General features: G+C 50.8%; 13 protein-coding genes and 2 pseudogenes. 6 read left to right on the top strand and 9 right to left on the bottom strand.

Going from position 1 to position 18,674, the window contains the following annotated elements; all coding sequences use genetic code 11:
• Window position 1: 1 nt before the first annotated feature.
• The 3 genes from thiH to thiS are packed head-to-tail and all read right to left on the bottom strand — an operon-like array spanning window position 2 to window position 2,155.
• On the bottom strand, window positions 2-1,126 hold the full coding sequence (gene thiH / locus O3276_RS07810) for a 2-iminoacetate synthase ThiH (protein ID WP_269675125.1): 1,125 nt from the start codon (window positions 1,124-1,126) through the stop codon (window positions 2-4).
• An 11-nt stretch (window positions 1,127-1,137) separates the two neighbouring features.
• Window positions 1,138-1,917 (bottom strand): thiazole synthase, encoded by a 780-nt coding sequence (locus O3276_RS07805; RefSeq protein WP_269675124.1) that lies wholly within the window; start codon window positions 1,915-1,917, stop codon window positions 1,138-1,140.
• 37 nt (window positions 1,918-1,954) lie between these two features.
• Entirely contained in the window at window positions 1,955-2,155 is a 201-nt protein-coding gene (gene thiS, locus O3276_RS07800; protein ID WP_101747801.1) for a sulfur carrier protein ThiS, read from the bottom strand.
• A gap of 199 nt (window positions 2,156-2,354) precedes the next feature.
• Here thiS and pheS point away from each other — a divergent pair, with 199 nt between their 5' ends.
• From pheS to O3276_RS07780, 4 genes and pseudogenes are all read left to right on the top strand, one after another.
• Window positions 2,355-3,383, top strand: coding sequence for a phenylalanine--tRNA ligase subunit alpha (pheS, locus tag O3276_RS07795; protein ID WP_269675123.1), 1,029 nt, complete (start codon window positions 2,355-2,357; stop codon window positions 3,381-3,383).
• Window positions 3,384-3,452: 69 nt separating this feature from the next.
• Window positions 3,453-5,854, top strand: a pseudogene (gene pheT, locus O3276_RS07790) (phenylalanine--tRNA ligase subunit beta).
• Between the two features lie 116 nt (window positions 5,855-5,970).
• A complete protein-coding gene (ihfA, locus tag O3276_RS07785; RefSeq protein WP_066017088.1) occupies window positions 5,971-6,282 on the top strand; it encodes an integration host factor subunit alpha in 312 nt (103 codons plus the stop codon).
• Complete coding sequence (locus O3276_RS07780) at window positions 6,263-6,607, top strand: MerR family transcriptional regulator (protein ID WP_269675122.1); 345 nt, start codon at window positions 6,263-6,265, stop codon at window positions 6,605-6,607. Before ihfA ends, O3276_RS07780 begins: the two co-directional genes overlap by 20 nt.
• A 28-nt stretch (window positions 6,608-6,635) precedes the next feature.
• Here O3276_RS07780 and O3276_RS07775 read toward each other — a convergent pair whose 3' ends face one another.
• From O3276_RS07775 to O3276_RS07765, 3 genes are all read right to left on the bottom strand, one after another.
• Window positions 6,636-7,745: an ankyrin repeat domain-containing protein gene (locus tag O3276_RS07775; RefSeq protein WP_269675121.1), complete on the bottom strand. Its 1,110-nt coding sequence runs from the start codon at window positions 7,743-7,745 to the stop codon at window positions 6,636-6,638.
• Window positions 7,746-7,917: 172 nt separating this feature from the next.
• The gene (locus O3276_RS07770; RefSeq protein WP_269675120.1) at window positions 7,918-8,706 is read right to left on the bottom strand and encodes a hypothetical protein; all 789 of its coding nucleotides are present in this window, start codon (window positions 8,704-8,706) and stop codon (window positions 7,918-7,920) included.
• 386 nt (window positions 8,707-9,092) lie between these two features.
• Window positions 9,093-13,187: a hypothetical protein gene (locus O3276_RS07765; protein ID WP_269675119.1), complete on the bottom strand. Its 4,095-nt coding sequence runs from the start codon at window positions 13,185-13,187 to the stop codon at window positions 9,093-9,095.
• 43 nt (window positions 13,188-13,230) lie between these two features.
• On the opposite strand from O3276_RS07765, the pseudogene O3276_RS07760 reads away from it, so the two are divergent.
• Window positions 13,231-13,344, top strand: a pseudogene (locus tag O3276_RS07760) (IS1595-like element ISEnu2 family transposase); the annotation flags it as partial.
• Here the strand turns inward: O3276_RS07760 and O3276_RS07755 are convergent.
• The gene (locus tag O3276_RS07755) at window positions 13,341-13,622 is read right to left on the bottom strand and encodes a hypothetical protein (RefSeq protein ID WP_269676067.1); all 282 of its coding nucleotides are present in this window, start codon (window positions 13,620-13,622) and stop codon (window positions 13,341-13,343) included. The pseudogene O3276_RS07760 and the gene O3276_RS07755 overlap by 4 nt on opposite strands.
• Window positions 13,623-13,629: 7 nt before the next feature.
• Entirely contained in the window at window positions 13,630-16,554 is a 2,925-nt protein-coding gene (locus O3276_RS07750) for a hypothetical protein (RefSeq protein WP_269675118.1), read from the bottom strand.
• 406 nt (window positions 16,555-16,960) lie between these two features.
• On the opposite strand from O3276_RS07750, the gene O3276_RS07745 reads away from it, so the two are divergent.
• Window positions 16,961-18,034, top strand: a complete 1,074-nt coding sequence (locus O3276_RS07745) for an alpha/beta hydrolase (protein ID WP_269675117.1) — start codon at window positions 16,961-16,963, stop codon at window positions 18,032-18,034.
• Between the two features lie 48 nt (window positions 18,035-18,082).
• On the opposite strand, the gene O3276_RS07740 is transcribed toward O3276_RS07745, so the two are convergent.
• Window positions 18,083-18,670 carry a YecA/YgfB family protein gene (locus O3276_RS07740; protein ID WP_269675116.1) on the bottom strand — a complete coding sequence of 196 codons (588 nt, stop codon included), beginning with the start codon at window positions 18,668-18,670 and terminating at the stop codon, window positions 18,083-18,085.
• Window positions 18,671-18,674: the final 4 nt, after the last annotated feature.

Here is an 18,674-nt window from a genome sequence, read left to right as displayed (position 1 = left end):
GTTAATGCCTGAAACAGTGGCCCCAGTCTTTCCAGACCGGTTCGAGCCCTTTGGCCCGAATGGCATCCGCCACTGCTTCTGGACGTCGGTTGTCGTCAATGGTGAACTGTTCCAGATCTTCATTGCCCAGGATATTGTCATCCGCATAGCCACCCGGGTGGGTGCTGGAATAGGCACTCATGGTGGTGATGCCCAGGGGCAGGACATTATCCCGGAACGTTGCCGATTCACGGGTGGATAAGGAGAGCTCGGCTTCCGGTTTGAACAGGCGGTAAGCACAGATCAGTTGAACCAGCTGCCGGTCAGAGATCACCGAGACCGGTTGAAAATCACCTTCACAGGGGCGCAATCGGGGGAAGGAAATGGCGTAGCGGGTGCGCCAGTAGGTCTTTTCCAGGTAATCCAGGTGAGCCGCCACCATGGCTGAGTCGGTCCGCCAGTCTTCCAGGCCAATCAAGGCACCAACGCCGATTTTATCAATACCTGCCCGTCCCAGTCGGTCAGCGGTTTCCAGGCGGTAGTTGAAATTCATTTTGCTGCCCCGGAGATGGTATTGCTCATAGGCAGACCGGTGATAGGTTTCCTGGTAAACCAACACCGCATCAAGGCCAGCTGCCATCAGGGATTGGTAATCTTCCTGATCCAGAGGCTGGACCTCAATACTGATATGGGCAAAGTGTGGCCGCAGCCGCTCAATCACCGATTTGATATAGCTGACACCCACTGTCCCCGGGGCTTCGCCAGTCACCAGCAGGATATGATCGAAACCCATCTTCTTGATCGCGGCCACTTCCCGGTCCAGCTCGTCCATCTTCAGGGTTTTCCGGCGAATTTTGTTACCGAGACTGAAACCGCAGTAAGTGCAGATATTGGTGCACTTGTTGGAGAGATAGAGGGGAATAAAAAGCTGCAACGTATTGCCGAACCGTTGTCGGGTCAGCTGCCTGCTTTTTTGCGCCATGGCTTCGAGATAGGGCTCTGCTGCGGGGGATATCAGTGCCAGAAACTGCTGATGGTTCAGTCTGGTGCTGTGCAGGGCGTTCTCTACATCCGCAGCGGTCTGGCTGTGGATGGTCATTTTCAGTTCATCCCACTGAAGCTGATTAAAGTGGTCAAGAAAGGTCATCAGGTCCTCTCCTAAAGGTCATCCAGAAAAGCCGTTAACGGGCTGCTGGCCTGGGCCTGTAATGAGCGCCCACCAAGACCGGCCTGGTATGCCCTGCGCCCGGCGATAACGGCCTCTTTAAAGGCAATGGCCATTTGTACCGGATCACGGGCCACGGCGATGGCGGAATTGACCAGCACGGCATCAGCCCCCATCTCCATGGCCAGGGCCGCATCGGAAGGGCTGCCTATGCCCGCATCAATCACCACCGGTACCGAGCTTTGTTCAATAATGATCTGGATAAACTCTTTGGTCTTCAGACCCAGGTTACTGCCGATGGGCGAGCCCAGGGGCATAACGGCGGCAACACCCACTTCCTCCAGGCGTTTGCAGAGAACCGGATCGGCATGGATATAAGGCATGACGGCAAAACCCATGGCACTTAAGGTTTCGCAGGCTTTCAGGGTTTCAATGGGGTCTGGCAGAAGGTATTTGGGGTCTGGATGAATTTCGACTTTGACGAAATGGGTGCCGAGGGCTTCTCTGGCCAGCTGGGCTGCGTAAATGGCTTCATCCGCAGTACGGGCACCTGAGGTGTTTGGCAGCAGGTTCAGGTTGTGCTCAGGCTGTCGGTCGAGAAGAGGCCCGAGGATATTGTCCTGCTGCTCATTCAGGTCAACCCGCTTCAACGCCATAGTGACCAGTTCACTGCCGGAGGCAATGATGGCATCGGTCATCAATTGGCTGTTACTGAACTTTCCGGTTCCGGTAAACAGTCGTGAAGAAAAGGTTTTATCCGCAATTTCCAGCATGCCAGCCTTACGTTATTTAATGAGCTTCGGTTTATGTCTAGCCACCCGCCGTTGCTTTTATCAGGGTAATGTTATCCCCGTCACTCAGCAGATAAGATGCCCACCGGGAGCGGCTGATGATTTTACTATTGACCGCAAGGGCTACGCCTTTTTCCAGGTGGTTCAGTTGCTGCAACAGGGCCTCAACGCTGATAGGGGGCTCCACTGCCATCGGCTGATGGTTTACCGTGATCTGCATGGTCAATTGGGTGCCAGTCCTTTTTAGTTGGCAAGATTCTAAAGAATCCGGGGGGTGTTTGACAAATGATCTGCACAGCCGGGTTGAGGCACAAAGACAAATACTCTTCATTATTGGCGGTGACAACTCTACCCAAGGCAGGGTTCAGCCGTTAGAATTGACCGTTTATTTTCTGTAGCTCATCTGTTTTGGAAACCCCATGGAGAATCTGGATAACACGCTTGATACGCTGGTGGCCAGCGCACTCAGTGCCGTTGAAGCCGTTGCTGACGCCTCAGGTCTGGACGAGATCCGCGTTCAGTTCCTCGGTAAGAAAGGCGAGCTGACCTCTTTGCTTAAGGCCCTTGGCCAGCTCTCCCCTGAGGAGCGACCAAAAGCGGGTGGGCTGATTAACAAGGGCAAGCAGCAGGTTCAGGACGCGATCAACCAGAAGAAAGCGTTGCTGGATCAGCAGGCCCTGGATACCCGACTGGCCAGTGAGGCCATTGATGTATCCCTGGCTGGGCGTGGTCAGGTGTTGGGTACTGTTCACCCGATTACCCGTACCATGGAACGGATTACCGACTATTTCGGTCGCATCGGCTTTACCGTGGAGCAAGGGCCGGAAATCGAAGATGATTACCACAACTTCGAAGCCCTGAATATTCCCGGTCACCATCCGGCCCGTGCCATGCACGATACGTTCTATTTTGACGACACTACCGTACTGAGAACCCACACCTCACCGGTTCAGGTTCGTACCATGGAGCGCTTCGTCAAAAATAACGAGAACCCGCCCATTGCCATTGTCTGCCCGGGTAAGGTGTATCGCTGTGATTCTGACCAGACCCACAGCCCGATGTTCCACCAGGTGGAAGGTCTGTACGTTGCCGAGAAAGTCAGCTTTGCGGACCTGAAAAGTGTTCTGATTGACTTCCTGAGAGTCTTTTTTGAGCGGGATGACCTGCAGGTTCGTTTCCGTCCATCCTACTTCCCGTTCACCGAGCCTTCTGCCGAGGTGGATATTGAGTGGGGCCGTAACGACGATGGCTCGATCAAATGGCTGGAAGTGCTGGGCTGCGGCATGGTGCACCTGGACGTGTTCCGCTACTCCGGGATCGATCCTGAAAAGTACACCGGTTTTGCCTTTGGTATGGGGGTTGAGCGTTTTGCCATGCTGCGTTATGGCGTCAATGACCTGCGCCAGTTCTTTGAGAACGACTTGCGCTTCCTGGATCAGTTCCGTTAAGAGCGGCTGGGACAGCGTCATTTTCAAACGTTTAAGAACAGACGGTTTTAGCAGGATTGAGTAAATAGCATGAAATTCAGTGAAAAGTGGTTGCGGCAGTGGGTCAATATTGAGGTCGATACCCAGGCGCTGGTGGACAAAATCACCATGGCCGGTCTGGAGGTTGACGAGGTTGCAGCGGTTGCCGGTGAGTTTACCGGTGTCGTTATTGGTGAAATTGTTGCCTGTGAGCAGCACCCGGATGCCGATAAGCTGCGGGTGACTCAGGTCAGTACCGGCAGTGAGTCTTTCCAGGTGGTGTGTGGTGCCCCTAATGCCCGGGTGGGTATCAAGGTTCCCTTTGCCACTGTGGGTGCCGTATTGCCTGGCAACTTCAAAATCAAAAAAGCCAAATTGCGCGGTGTTGAATCCTTCGGCATGCTCTGTGCCGAAGAAGAGCTTGGCATGGCAGAGTCTTCCGATGGTTTGCTGGAGCTGCCTGCGGATGCCCCGGTTGGCCAGAATATTCGTGAATACCTGTCTCTGGACGACAAGATCATCGATGTGGATCTGACGCCTAATCGTGGTGACTGTTTGAGCATCGCCGGTCTGGCCCGTGAAGTCAGCGCAAACTTTCTGGCGGATGTAACGGAAGAGCAGATAGCGGAAGTGGCACCCGCCATTGATGATACCTTCCCGGTTCATATCGATGCTCCCCAGGGCTGCCCGCGCTATGTTGGCCGGGTTATTCGTAACGTGGACGTTTCCCGCTCTGCGCCATTGTGGCTGACCGAGCATCTGCGTCGCTCCGGTGTTCGTTCCATTGACCCGGTGGTGGATGTCACCAACTACGTCATGCTGGAGCTGGGTCAGCCTATGCACGGCTTTGACCTGGATACGCTCTCTGGCAGCATTCATGTGCGCATGGCAGAGGCTGGCGAGAAGCTGACCCTGCTGGATGGTCAGGAAGTCACACTGAACGACAACACACTGGTCATTGCTGATGAGCAGAAGGCTCTGGCGATTGCCGGGGTGATGGGGGAGAAGGTTCCGGCGTCAGTGACCAGACCCGTCATGTTTTCCTGGAAAGCGCATTCTTTGATCCGATTACCATTGCCGGTAAGGCCCGTTCCTACGGCTTGCACACGGACTCTTCCCACCGCTTTGAACGGGGTGTGGATTTCCAGCTGCAGAACAAGGCGGTTGAACGTGCCACGGCCCTGATCGTCGAGATTTGTGGCGGTGAACCGGGTCCGGTAACGGAAGTGGCCAGCGAAGCCCACCTGCCTGTTTTGCGTGAAGTAACACTGCGTTCTGAAAAAGTGACGTCACTGCTGGGTATGGCCATTGACAATCGCCATATTGAAGCTCTGCTGTCGCGCCTGGGTCTGGGCCTGTCGCTTGTTGAAGAGACCGATGGCCAGGCGTGCTGGACGGTGTCTGTCCCCAGCTGGCGCTTTGATATTGCCATCGAAGAAGATCTGGTGGAAGAGCTTGGCCGAATTTACGGCTACAACAATCTGCCTGAGAGCACGCCGACGGCGCTGTTAAAGATGAAACAGGTGGACGAGTCCCGGGTTCAGGAATCAGACATTCGTCGTGTACTGACGGCCCGTGGTTATCAGGAGGCAGTGTGCTTCAGCTTTATCGCTCCGGAACTGCACCGGCTGTTTGATCCTCAGCGTGAGCCTGTTGCCCTGTCCAACCCGATTGCCAGCGATCTGTCCGTGATGCGCACAACGTTGCTGCCAGGACTGGTTAAAACCGCGGGCTACAACCTGAATCGTCAGCAAAGCCGGGTTCGTCTGTTTGAAACAGGTCTGACCTTTATCAGGGAAAAGGGTAAAGACGGCGATGAACTTAAACAGGAGCCAATGCTGGCTGCCCTGATGACTGGCAGCCGTCATCCACAAAGCTGGCAGGGCAAGGCTGAAGCCGTTGACTTCTTTGACCTGAAAGGCGATTTCGAAGCGGTCTTTGCCCTGGGTCAGGCCGGTAATGAGTTTGTGTTCCGCAAGGGCGAGCATGCAGCCATGCATCCTGGCCAGTGTGCCGAAATTGTTCGTGATGGCAAAGTGATTGGTCATATGGGGGCCTTGCACCCATCGCTGGCAAAGACGATGGATATGCCCGCTGCGGTCTACCTGATTGAACTCAGCCTGAAAGCGGTGACGGAAGGCAAAGTTACCCGTTTTGCAGCCCTGTCGAAGTATCCTGAAGTTCGCCGTGACCTGGCGCTGGTGGTTAACGCCGCCACTGCTGCTGGCGACATTGAACGGGTAATGGCCAGTGCAGCCGGTGAATTGTTGCGCCGGGTCAATACTTTTGATGTTTATGCCGGTCAGGGTATTGAAGCAGGGTGCAAGAGCCTGGCCATGGGCTTGACCTTACAGCATCCTTCCCGCACTCTAAAGGATGACGAGGTTAATGAGCTGGTTGACCGTGTTGTTGCCCGCTTGAAACAGGACTTCGATGCCAGCCTGCGTCAGTAAACGCCAGTCAATGGCCTCAGAGTGAATAATAAGATCATGGTAATAGCCTGTTATCTTTCTTTCAGAAAACCCGATACAGCTATTACCATGGGAAAAACAAAAAAGGGGATTGGTTCATGGGAGCCCTGACGAAAGCCGATATGGCCGAGCGACTGAATGAAGAGCTTGGTCTTAACAAACGCGAAGCCAAAGAGATGGTCGAGCTGTTTTTTGAGGAAATTCGCCAGTCTCTCGAAAAAAACCAATCGGTGAAACTGTCCGGCTTTGGTAACTTTGATTTGCGCGATAAAAGTCAAAGACCAGGCCGGAACCCGAAAACGGGAGAGGAAATCCCGATCACCCCACGACGTGTGGTGACCTTCAAACCCGGTCAGAAACTCAAGGCGAGAGTGGAAACCTATGCAGGACATGGAACTCAGGACGAGTGATCTGCCAGCTATCCCTGGCAAACGCTACTTTACCATTGGCGAAGTCAGTGAGCTCTGTTTGGTTAAGTCTCATGTGCTGCGCTATTGGGAGCAGGAATTTCCCCAACTGTCACCGGTTCGTCGAGGTAATCGGCGCTATTACCGCCATGAAGACGTACAGCTGGTTCGACAGATCCGCAGTCTTTTATACGATCAGCGCTTTACCATCGATGGAGCCCGCACTCAGCTGAAGCGTCATGCGGTTAAGCAACAAACGTTTGATTATCGTACTGAAATAGCGCAGGCAATATCGGAATTAGAAGCAGTTGTTGATATTTTGTCCTGAGCTAAATGATTCGGAACAGGCAATCACTTCATCCGAAGAAGTAGCTAAGTGGTTTTTTTTTCCACAGCGGAATCCAGGATATTGGATCAATTAGAAAGGTGATGTCTTGCAAGTAATATTCTTCCCAGAGACTATCACAGCCATGATAACGTTTTTGCTCTAAGAGCCTGGTATTGTCTTTCAATTTCTGGATGTTATCCAAGCCAAGTTTCAGCGCAATAAGTTCTTCGGGTGTGTTGCCATTTCTATCTTTATCAGCACGTGTTGTTGTCGGTAAACTCAAACTCTCCGGGAAATCCCGGTAACGGTAGCCGTGTTTTCTTGCCAAATCCCTGTTTATATTGTCGGTTGTTTCCATTTGCTCCCGTTGCAGATATCTGAAAACTTCATGATCATCCTGCTCCACAGCACAATGAAGCAAAGTTTTCTGGTCTTCTGATTTGTGAAATAAATGCGCTCGATAATTTTCACTCCCCATGAAATGACTGCAAAGCTCACGTACTACTTCAAGACTGCTGTGACTTGCCGCCAGACTAAACAGGCTATTGCGTTTGTCGTTCGTGGTATTTTCCAGTTTACCCAATTTTCTGAGTGCTTCCATAAGGGTGAGTGCCCCTTCATTCCAGCCGGTCAAAAGGGCAAAGTGCAAAGCCGTGTCGTGGTTCATGGCAATTGGCAGGATATTTCTAATCTCGCCAGGGTCCTCCAGTCGTGCAGCATTAGCAGCGATAGCCGCAGTGACAGAGATAGTAGTAGTGATAGTAATGGAATCGGGAGTAGAAGACGTAGTGGTAGTAGAACAAGACGCCGTGTGTTGATCAATGCGACTCCGGCAGTCATCATTCTTGAGAGCGAGCTGTAAGAGTTTCATATCACCTGCGAGACAGGCAATGTGCAATGGGGTTAAATCACAAGGGAGATCCCAGTCGTTTAATCCACCTTCAGCACTTTTTAATAGTCCAGCAACCGCCTGAGCTGTTTCGACCAACATTTTAATGTCTGCCAACTCCGTAAAGGCCTTGGCAACCTCACCGCAGGAAGGCCCGTTTGTTGGTGTGGCCTTCACTCCTTCGGGTTGCGTCTCCTTGGCTGCTGAAGACTGAAAAGACGGATTAGTTTGGGAAGTATTGACATCCATAACAAAGTGACCTCGAACGTGTATCTGCCTAATTTGAATACACGACCGGCACAAAGTTCCTGACTACAACGAAAAATTTCCCATCACTTATGTTCTGTGATAAACCGGAAAGCCATGGCAATCCATTCTGCCTGGTCATAAATTACTTCGGAACAGGCAGTGACTGGTCATTTTATACGAGGTTGCATGATCTAAACGGTGAAGTCCAGGATACAGGCTGCATTAAACCAGTAATGTCTCGCAAGTAGTAACCTAGCCAGGGGTTATTACTGTCACTAAAACGTACTTCCTCTACAAGTTTGGGATTGTCATGAAATTGCTGGATATAACGCAGACCAGCTTTCATTGCGGCAAGTTTCTCGGGTGTATTACCATTTCTATCTTTATCAGCACGCGTTGTTCTCGGGAGCATCCGGAGCTGGTTGTCCTGATCATCCGCCGAATCTGCGATCATTTCTCTGGTTGCGGATATTTGCTGATCTTGCAGATAGTTGAAAACTTCCGGACCATTCTGGTCTACTGCACAATGAAGCAGGGTTCTCTGGTGTTCTGATTTGTGAAACAGATACTCTCGATAATTTTCACTCGTCTTGAAAGAATCGCAAAGCCCACGAACGACTGCAAGACTGCTGTGACTGGCCGCCAGACTGAGCAGGCTTTCGCCTCTGTCGTTAATGGTGTTTTTCAGTTTAGCCTGAACATCAAGCTCTTCCATAAGCGCTAATGCGCCTTCATTCCAGCCGGTCAGCAGGGCAAAATGCAAAGCCGTGTCGTGGTTCGTGGCAATTGGCCGTTGATCACCAGCTTCGTTATTGCCCACTGGTGATGCAGTTGCTGCATTGGCAGTAGCTTCATTATTTTCAGTAGTTCCATTTGCACTAGCATCAACATCAGCAGATGTTTGCTGATCAATGTGCTCCCGGCAAAAATCATCCAGAATAGCGATGTTTAACAGTTCCATATCACCAGCAAGACAGGCAATGTGCAACGGGGTTAAATTACAGGGGAACTCCCAGTCGTTTAATTTACCGTCAGGATCTTTTAATTGCCTGGCAACCGCCTTGGCTTTTTCGACCAGCGTCTCTGTGTCTGTCAACTTCGGGAAGACGTTAGCCATCTCACTGCAGGATGGTTTTTTTGCTGGTATGGCTTCCACTCCTTCGTGTTGCGTCTCCTGAACTGGTGAAGCTGGAACTCGCCGTATAATTTGAGAATCAGTGGCGTTCATAACAAAGTGACCTCGGACATGAGCCTGCGTTGTTTGAACACCTGATCGATACAAAGTTCCTGACCAAAACCGAAGAAATACTTTTCATTACCCATTCACCTGCAACGTGTGAATGCATATCACAGCCCTTGCAGGAACTCTTCCATCCAGTCATCGGTGTTGACCAGTTCTGACTTGGTCGCCAATGAATCCAATGTCGCCAATGAATCAAAATCCCATGCCACTATTTCATCAAGCCCAAGTGGGTCTCTTCTCCTGTTCTCGCTGGCTTCATGCCATTCTTTCCGTGTTTCTGAATCCACTGCGTAGCTCATTTTGCAGATAGCAGTGCTTAATTCAACAGAAGTCATTCGGCTTCGGTGGGGTTCCAGCAGTTCAAGTTCTGCATTTCCCAATTCGCGAAAACGATCCAGAGCTTCCATTGCCGCGTCAAAGTCAGATAGCGGCCCTTGAATGCGACTGTTGGAAACCTGGTTCCCTTGAGTTGATGTGCTTGCCCTTGCTGGAAGTCCTTGCTGAGGGATTGATGTTACTACTGGCGTTTTTGCTGCCTCAATCTGTTCCAACTTTGCAACCACCGCTTTCTTAACGAGGTCTGGAACAATGCCGTCTTTATCATCTTTGATAACCGGGCTGAGTGCCGTGCATAAACGGACGTTTAGCTGGCCGCTGCTGGCATAGTGTTCAAGAGATGACCAGACCGCAGGCTTTAATGGTTTATGGCAATTGATTAGTCTAATAATCAGAGAGGGTGCCACCAGGTGTGGTATTTTTTTCGGCTTGGCTTTCTTGGGCTCTTTGGTTCTCGCTTTCATTTGGGCTAATTTTGCCTCAAGCCTGATCGCATAGGGATCGCGCTTGTCCTGAGGCTTTTTATACCATTGTTCTGTGAACTCGGTTGCCTTGAAAAAGGCGGTTAACTGTTGCAATGTCCAATTCTTGATAACAAAGCTGGTATCTCTGAGGGTAAACTCTGGATTTTGGAGTACAACCGGATCGCCATCGGCTGGCAAAACGGTTAGTCTTTGATTCTTGAATTGATATTCTGTTTGTTCAAGCTCAATTAACATGGCCGTGATAAAGCGCCACAGGCGTTCCTGGCCCGACATGGTGGGATCACCACCGACCATCACCCCTCTTTTATCATCTGTTGACACTCGGTTTGAAAAGCAGAGATCCGGTATTTTCTCTTGTTCAGGTAGAGCGTGGTTTGTGAGCAGCATTCCTGCCAGCAACCGTTGCTGAATCGTGACATCTGGAGCGGTTTCAGGGGTGGCCTGATAGTCAAGACAGGCATCCATGAATTGCTGCATTTTGTGTGGTCCAAGCACCCGATGTAACCCGCGCCACTGTGAGACGGTGGGCAAGGTTTTGAATAGCTCATCCATCTTATCCGCGTATTTTGAGCGGTTATCTTCTGATTGTCGCCAGAGAATCTCCAGCATCGTGCGTTTAGATTGCGTGAAGTCAAATCGCTGGCCAAGCTGTTGGCAGAGTGGTTTTAATGCATACCACTGTTCCTGAGTTGGGGCTGGCTTCAGGTTTCTGCACAGTTCAAGGTATTCCTGCCTCTCAGATTCAGGGAGTTGCGTTAGTGCAAATTTTGTTAAAGCCAGTGGTGCAGGAATGGATAATGCTTTAGTGAGTACTCCTTTGCAGCGTGGATTTTCACGATATTTTTCCATCCAGAACGGGATACCAGTTCCTCCATGGATAGCCAATATCGGCAGCAATGATTGCAGCGCAGCACGAACAGCCACTCTGTCATTTCGAGGACTCTTGTGGGCAGCCAGATATTGTTGGAATTCGGCAATTTTCATGCGCCATTTTGCGGGCCCAGAGAAGAACAGAGCCAGTGCTTTCATTTGACTCGATTCTAAAAGATCTTCATCACTATTGTCGTCTCCATGTTCAGTGGTACAACCATGCTGATTAAGACATTGCCGAAGTGTTTTCTCATTTTCAGTCAGTTTTTTTCCTGAGGGCAAACCAAAACTTGCAAATATTCGGCAAGAAAGTTTCAGAATATTCTTATTTTCATCCGAGGGTAGCCATTGAACGAACGCTTCCACCTTCGCTCTGTCGGGCAATCCTTTGCCATTACACATGGAGGAAAAGGCCCGCAGCAGTTCCAGGCTGAATTCGCCGTTTACCTTCCAGCACTCCCACGCCATGAACGCTTCCACCTTCGCTTTGTCGGGCACGCCCTTGCCATTACACATGGAGGAAAAGGCCCGCAGCAGTTCCAGGCTGAATTCGCCGTTTACCTTCCAGAACTCCCACGCCACGAACGCTTCCACCTTCGCTTTGTCGGGCAAGCCTTTGCCATGACACATGGAGGAAAAGGCCCGCAGCAGTTTCAGGCTGAATTCGCCGTTCACCTTCCAGCACTCCCACGCTTTGAGCGCTTCCACCTTCGCTTTGTCGGGCAAGCCTTTGCCATGACACATGGAGGAAAAGGCCCGCAGCAGTTCCAGGCTGAATTCGCCGTTCACCTTCCAGCACTCCCACGCTTTGAGCGCTTCCACCTTCGCTTTGTCGGGCAAGCCTTTGCCATGACACATGGAGGAAAAGGCCCGCAGCAGTTCCAGGCTGAATTCGCCGTTCACCTTCCAGCACTCCCACGCCACGAACGCTTCCACCTTCGCTTTGTCGGGCAAGCCCCTACTGCTCATCATGGAGGAAAAGGCCCGCAGCAGTTCCAGTCTGAATTCGCCGTTCACCTTCCAGCACTCCCACGCTTTGAGCGCTTCCACCTTCGCTTTGTCGGGCAAGCCTTTGCCATGACACATGGAGGAAAAGGCCCGCAGCAGTTCCAGGCTGAATTCGCCGTTCACCTTCCAGCACTCCCACGCCATGAACGCTTCCACCTTCGCTTTGTCGGGCAAGCCTTTGCCATGACACATGGAGGAAAAGGCCCGCAGCAGTTCCAGGCTGAATTCGCCGTTCACCTTCCAGCACTCCCACGCTTTGAGCGCTTCCACCTTCGCTTTGTCGGGCAAGCCCCTACTGCTCATCATGGAGGAAAAGGCCCGCAGCAGTTCCAGGCTGAATTCGCCGTTCACCTTCCAGCACTCCCACGCTTTGAGCGCTTCCACCTTCGCTTTGTCGGGCAAGCCCCTACTGCTCATCATGGAGGAAAAGGCCCGCAGCAGTTCCAGGCTGAATTCGCCGTTCACCTTCCAGCACTCCCACGCTTTGAGCGCTTCCACCTTCTCTTTGTCGGGCAAGCCTTTGCCATGACACATGGAGGAAAAGGCCCGCAGCAGTTCCAGGCTGAATTCGCCGTTCACCTTCCAGCACTCCCACGCCAGGAACGCTTCCACCTTCGCTCTGTCGGGCAAGCCTTTGCCATGACACATGGAGGCAATCTGTTTCAAGCATGGGTTAGCAGCAACCGCCTGAATGTTTTCCTCGCTTTCTTCTGCAAACTTTTTTATCTGAGTCTTCGAGTTGAGCATGCTGGTAAGGCAGCTGGTATTGCTAATCTGCTGGGGATTTACAGCTAAAAAGAACGTGTTGGCCCTGGCAAAATAGCCTTTGAAAGACTGAGAATCTTTAACAATGCTGAAGTTTTTTAACCTGGAAAAGAGGGTGTGTGCGGGCGGCTTTCCCCTGTCTCGCGCTAACTGGATTTTCCTGTCTTTGAGGTTTTTCAGAAGAGTCCCGGCATTCGTTAATATTGCTTGAATTTCTTGATTATTTAAATGTGTTCGCAGTTCATTTTGCTGGCTTACAGAAAATTCTGAAATTGATGTTTCGCTGTTAATTTCTGTAGTGAGCGGTACATCCTTCATTGGTTCAGGCATGACCGGTTCGGTCTCCATTGGCTCCGGATTAGCAGGTAGCGAAGTTGCAGAACACACAATACTCCTGCTGTTGTCAGTAACACGCCTGCGCTTTATGGGTGGGATGGACCCGGATTCAGATTGCAGTTGATGCGGTGGAAATGTTCCAGTGCCCGTTGTTGTCTGTTCCACCTGGTAACCTGACATGGATCGCTTTCTTCCTTGTTTTCGGCTGTTTGCTGGCTGGTGCCTTCCGGCTTTAGTGACTGTTAACGGGGATACCGTGTCTGCGGTTACTGAGGAGGAAGGTGACTGCATGGTTTCTTCGGGGATTACCTGTTTCCAGTTGGAGAATCGTCTGGGGATGACAACAATAGAACTGACCTGGTCAGCCCGGTAAAGTTCCAGGCAGCCGGTATCAAACAAGGCTGACCTGTTTTGTCAGGCAGTCTGGCTGTGAGATGTGTTTGCACATGAGAAGCTTGCGAGAACCTTGGGGTTCACCTTTAAAGAACGGGTGTCATCCTCTGGAATACGGGTTATAGAAGGTGTTTTTCACCGGCAACGTGTGAATGCATATCACAGCCCTTGTAGGAACTCTTCCATCCAGTCATTGTTGTTGACCAGTTCTGACTCTGTCGCCAATGAATCCAAATCCCATTCCACTATTTCATCAAGCCCAAGTGGGTCTCTTCTCCTTTTCTCGCTGGCTTCATGCCATTCTTTCCGTGTTTCTGAATCCACTGCGTAGCTTTTGCAGATAGCAGTGCTTAATTCAACATAAGTCATTCGGCTTCGATGGGGTTCCAGCAGTTCAAGTTCTGCATTTCCCAATTCGCGAAAACGATCCAGAGCTTCCATTGCCGCGTCAAAAGTTAGATAGCGGCCCTTGAATGCGACTGTTGGCAACCTGGTTCCTTTGAGTTGGTATGCTTGCCCTTGCTGGAAGTCCTTGCTGAGGGATTGATGTTACTACTGGCGTTTTTGCCGCCTCCTGTTCCAACTTTGCAACCACCGCTTTCTTAACGAGGTCTGGAACAATGCCGTCTTTATCATCTTTGATAACCGGGCCGAGTGCCGTGCATAAACGGGCATTTAGCTGGCCGCTGCTGGCATAGTGTTCAAGAGATGACCAGACCGCAGGCTTTAATGGTTTATGGCAATTGATTAGACGAATAATCATAGAGGGTGTCACCAGGTGTGGTATTTTTTTCGGCTTGGCTTTCTTGGGCTCTTTGGTTCTCGCTTTCATTTGGGCTAATTTTGCCTCAAGCCTGATCGCATAGAGATCGCGCTTGTCCTGAGGCTTTTTATACCATTGTTCTGTGAACTCGGTTGCCTTGAAAAAGGCGGTTAACTGTTGCAATGTCCAGTTCTTGATAACAAAGCCGGTATCTCTCGGGGTAAACTCTGGATTTTGGAGTACAACCGGATCGCCATCGTCTGGCAAAACGGTTAGTCTTTGATTCTTGAATTGATATTCTGTTTGTTCAAGCTCAATTAACATGGCCGTGATAAAGCGCCACAGGCGTTCCTGGCCCGACATGGCGGGATCACCACCGACCATCACCCCTCTTTTATCATCTGTTGCCACTCGATTTGAAAAGCAGAGATCCGGTATTTTCTCTGGTTCAGGTAGAGAGTGGTTTGTGAGCAGCATTCCTGCCAGCAACCGTTGCTGAATCGTTACATCAGGAGCGGTTTCAGGGGTAGCCTGATAGTCAAGACAGGCATCCATGAATTGCTGCATTTTGTGTGGTCCAAGCACCCGATGTAACCCGCGCCACTGTGAGATGGTGGGCAAGGTTTTGAATAGCTCATCCATCTTATCCGCGTATTTTGAGCGGTTATCTTCTGATTGTTGCCAGAGAATCTCCAGCATCGTGCGTTTGGATTGCGTGAAGTCAAATCGCTGGCCAAGCTGTTGGTAAAGTGGTTTTAATGCATACCACTGTTCCTGAGTTGGGGCTGGCTTCAGGTTTCTGCACAGTTCAAGGTATTCCTGCCTCTCAGATTCAGGGAGTTGCGTTAGTGCAAATTTTGTTAAAGCCAGTGGTGCAGGAATGGATAATGCTTTAGTGAGTACTCCTTTGCAGCGTGGATTTTCACGATATTTTTCCATCCAGAACGGGATACCAGTTCCTCCATGGATAGCCAATATCGGCAGCAATGATTGCAGCGCAGCACGAACAGCCACTCTGTCATGTCGAGGACTCTTGTGGGCAGCCAGATATTGTTGGAATTCGGCAATTTTCATGCGCCATTTTGCGGGTCCAGAGAAGAACAGAGCCAGTGCTTTTATTTGACTCGATTCTAAAAGATCTTCATCACTATTGTCGTCGCCATGTTCAGTGGTACAACCATGCTGATTAAGGCATTGGCGAAGTGTTTTCTCATTTTCAGTCAGTTTTTCTGCTGAGGGCAAACCAAAACTGGCAAATATTCGGAAAGAAAGTTTCAGAATATTCTTATTTTCATCCGAGGGTAGCCATTGAACGAACGCTTCCACCTTCGCTTTGTCGGGCAAGCCTTTGCCATGACACATGGAGGAAAAGGCCCGCAGCAGTTCCAGGCTGAATTTGCCGTTCACCTTCCAGCACTCCCACGCCACGAACGCTGTCACCTTCGCTTTGTCGGGCAAGCCTTTGCCATGACACATGGAGGAAAAGGCCCGCAGCAGTTCCAGGCTGAATTCGCCGTTCACCTTCCAGCACTCCCACGCTTTGAGCGCTTCCACCTTCGCTTTGTCGGGCAAGCCTTTGCCATGACACATGGAGGAAAAGGCCCGCAGCAGTTCCAGGCTGAATTCGCCGTTCACCTTCCAGCACTCCCACGCTTTGAGCGCTTCCACCTTCGCTTTGTCGGGCAAGCCCCTACTGCTCATCATGGAGGAAAAGGCCCGCAGCAGTTCCAGGCTGAATTCGTCGTTCACCTTCCAGCACTCCCACGCCACGAACGCTTCCACCTTCGCTTTGTCGGGCAAGCCCTTTCTGCTCATCATGGAGGAAAAGGCCCGCAGCAGTTCCAGGCTGAATTCGCCGTTCACCTTCCAGCACTGCCACGCCACGAACGCTTCCACCTTCGCTTTGTCGGGCAAGCCTTTGCCATTACACATAGAGGCAATCTGTTTCAAGCATGGGTTAGCAGCAACCGCCTGAATGTTTTCCTCGCTTTCTTCTGCAAACTTTTTTATCTGAGTCTTCGACTTGAGCATGCTGGTAAGGCAGCTGGTATTGGTAATCTGCTGGGGATTGACAGCTAAAAAGAACGTGTTGGCCCTGGCAAAATAGCCTTTGAAAGTCTGAGAATCTTTAACAATGCTGAAGTTTTTTAACCTGGAAAAGAGGGAATGTGCAGGCGGCTTTCCCCTGTCTCGCGCTAACTGGATGTTCCTGTCTTTGAGGTTTTTCAGAAGAGTCCCGGCATTCGTTAATATTGCTTGAATTTCTTGATTATTTAAATGTGTTCGCAGTTCATTTTGCTGGCTTACAGAAAATTCTGAAATTGATGTTCCACTGTTAATTTCTGTAGGTAGCGAAGTTGCAGAACAGACAATACGCCTGCTGTTGTCAGTAACACGCCTGCGCTTTATGGATGGGATGGGCCCGGATTCAGATTGCAGTTGATGCGGTGGAAATGTTCCAGTGCCCGTTGTTGTCTGTTTCACCTGGTAACCTGACATGGATCGCTTTCTTTTTTGTTTTCGGCTGTTTGCCGGCCAGTGCCTTCCGGCTTCAGTGGCTGTTAACGGGGATGCCGTGTCTGCGGTTACTGAGGAGGAAGGTGACTGCATGGTTTCTTCGGGGATTACCTGTTTCCAGTTGAAGAATCGTCTGGGGATGACAACAATAGAACGTAAACGCGAATTTAACCAGCGTAATAGCCAACCCTGCCGGATCGGCTTATTCTTGAGGTGCCTTCACTGCCCAGGATAGAAGCTGCTCCAGTTTCTCAAACGTTTCGGATGTCATCAGTCTTAAGCCTTGGCTAGCAAGGGATGGAACTAATTACTGATTGTATGGTCGAAGTATACGAAGGCAGGCGAGTACCTACTTACAATATATCAGGCACCGGATGAATACCGTCGCACAATCCATCAGTACAACAATGAGCCCCTCATCTCCCTCAAGCTGGCAGATGCCAGAGAACAACCCATCACGAATGCACACTTTGGCAACCGCCCTGTGGCATCACATTTAGTGAGTACCTCCCTCTTAAGTGGACACCTGACACCTGCTGAACCGACCTCCCCATCATTGTCCAGCTATGGGATATCCCAATGCACATCAGTTGCCAGGTGGATGATTGAAAACCGGCTTGGCCTATCCAAACTGGTGGGCTGCCGCCTTGTTTCAGCACAATACGGCTACCTGTTTTCCGCTAAAGCCCACTTCCCCGCAAAGAGTCAGGCGATTATAGATTCTGCCTGTAACGCCACCCATCAGGACGGTTTCAGGACAGAAAAAATCACCCTCTCCCATGACGCCACAACCCTTTGCGGAGTCATTTGCTACCCCGCAGAGCAACAGTCCACACCGTTGTCAGACCTGATCATTTTTAACAATATGAATGGTACTACCATCTCAAACTTCTTTGACAAAGACAGGCTTGCCAGCACCTCCCATGGACTGCCAGATGGCAAACCCACAGAAACACCGGGCAATATTCAGCGGATTCTGGGCTGCCCGGTTCTTCTTTACGATTACACGGGCACCGGAATCAACAAAAGGGCAGGACTTTTACGCTATGCTCCTGCGGCCACCGGCGAAACCGTAATCAAGGATGCCATGGCCGTCTTGCACACGGCGCTGAACCAACCCGGTATTGACAACATCACACTGATGGGAAGTTCATTGGGTGGCGGCGTTGCCACAGTTGCTCTGGAACGCTATCTCAGTAATCTGGGTGAAGATGAGGCAATACGGACCAAAAAACGCCTGACACTGGTTAACCATGACTCCTACAGCACCACTTCAAGAGTCGTCATTCCACAATTACCCGAATTTGCCGATACCCTGGGTTGGTTGTTGGGTGCTCACATTGATGCAGCTACCCCCATGAAACAGTTGGTGGAAGACCACAAGGTGAACACAATCATTCTCTCACGGGAGAACGATCACACGATTCGCAAGGGATCCCGGATGTACGAAATGTTTGCCAATGCTGCGGCAAAAGAAAGCCATTTATCGTGGTACCATAGCAAACTTCCCGGACACTCAGGCCTTTCTGAAGACCAGGCTGCTTTTCTTAAAAGTAAAATGTGTGATAGTTGAAGAAGCCAGGGGCAACCAGAAGCATCGTTGGTTGCCAGATAAACTAAACTACGAACGTCGTTTTCCCGATGGGTGGGGCTTTTTCTCTTCCGGTGCGTTGAAGATCAGGTAAAGCTCCATCAGCACTTCGGGAATCTGGCTGCACATATCTTCTGTGAGCTTACTGTCCCTGCGAATATCCTGAAACTCCTGTTCATCATCAAACAGGCCTGAGGCCAGCATGATCGGCAGCAGGAGTTCACAGACCTCCTGTTCATTGGTCCCGAACCAGACGTCTTCATCGAGGAAGTGGGCCACCATAAAACCGATGCACCAGTTGGCCAGGGCTTCATCGTCGTGGTCTTCCAGCTCGTCGGATTCGCAAGAGAGGGAAAAACCCTCATCTTCGTCGTTAAATCCCCGGTCGATGGTCGTTTGCATTCTGGCAATAAGTTCATTCAACTCATTGGCACTGGCTGCTGGAAGCTCAACTTCACCATCAAAAATACTCTCGTTCCGTACCTGTTCGGTCAGGTCTATGGGGCAGATGGTCAGGGCTGTCAGGAAGCCGTGAAGACCATGGTAGTCAAGAGTTCCTTCATTTTGTTGCGTAAAAGGCTGTAGTAGCGCCTCCACAGAAGCACGGGTATTGGACATAGAG

Origin of the sequence: Endozoicomonas sp. GU-1, assembly GCF_027366395.1 — a bacterium.
Classification (GTDB): domain Bacteria; phylum Pseudomonadota; class Gammaproteobacteria; order Pseudomonadales; family Endozoicomonadaceae; genus Endozoicomonas.
Note: the sequence above shows the minus strand (reverse complement) of the source record. Positions and strands in the feature narration are given on the sequence as shown.

Coding starts and splice junctions, on each gene's coding strand:
- thiS (WP_101747801.1), bottom strand. CDS start 2,155: ATGCAGATCACGGTAAACCATCAGCCGATGGCAGTGGAGCCCCCTATC.
- O3276_RS07780 (WP_269675122.1), top strand. CDS start 6,263: ATGGAACTCAGGACGAGTGATCTGCCAGCTATCCCTGGCAAACGCTAC.
- pheS (WP_269675123.1), top strand. CDS start 2,355: ATGGAGAATCTGGATAACACGCTTGATACGCTGGTGGCCAGCGCACTC.
- O3276_RS07750 (WP_269675118.1), bottom strand. CDS start 16,554: ATGCAGTCACCTTCCTCCTCAGTAACCGCAGACACGGCATCCCCGTTA.
- ihfA (WP_066017088.1), top strand. CDS start 5,971: ATGGGAGCCCTGACGAAAGCCGATATGGCCGAGCGACTGAATGAAGAG.
- O3276_RS07770 (WP_269675120.1), bottom strand. CDS start 8,706: ATGGAACTGTTAAACATCGCTATTCTGGATGATTTTTGCCGGGAGCAC.
- O3276_RS07805 (WP_269675124.1), bottom strand. CDS start 1,917: ATGCTGGAAATTGCGGATAAAACCTTTTCTTCACGACTGTTTACCGGA.
- thiH (WP_269675125.1), bottom strand. CDS start 1,126: ATGACCTTTCTTGACCACTTTAATCAGCTTCAGTGGGATGAACTGAAA.
- O3276_RS07775 (WP_269675121.1), bottom strand. CDS start 7,745: ATGGATGTCAATACTTCCCAAACTAATCCGTCTTTTCAGTCTTCAGCA.
- O3276_RS07740 (WP_269675116.1), bottom strand. CDS start 18,670: ATGTCCAATACCCGTGCTTCTGTGGAGGCGCTACTACAGCCTTTTACG.
- O3276_RS07755 (WP_269676067.1), bottom strand. CDS start 13,622: ATGGAAGCTCTGGATCGTTTTCGCGAATTGGGAAATGCAGAACTTGAA.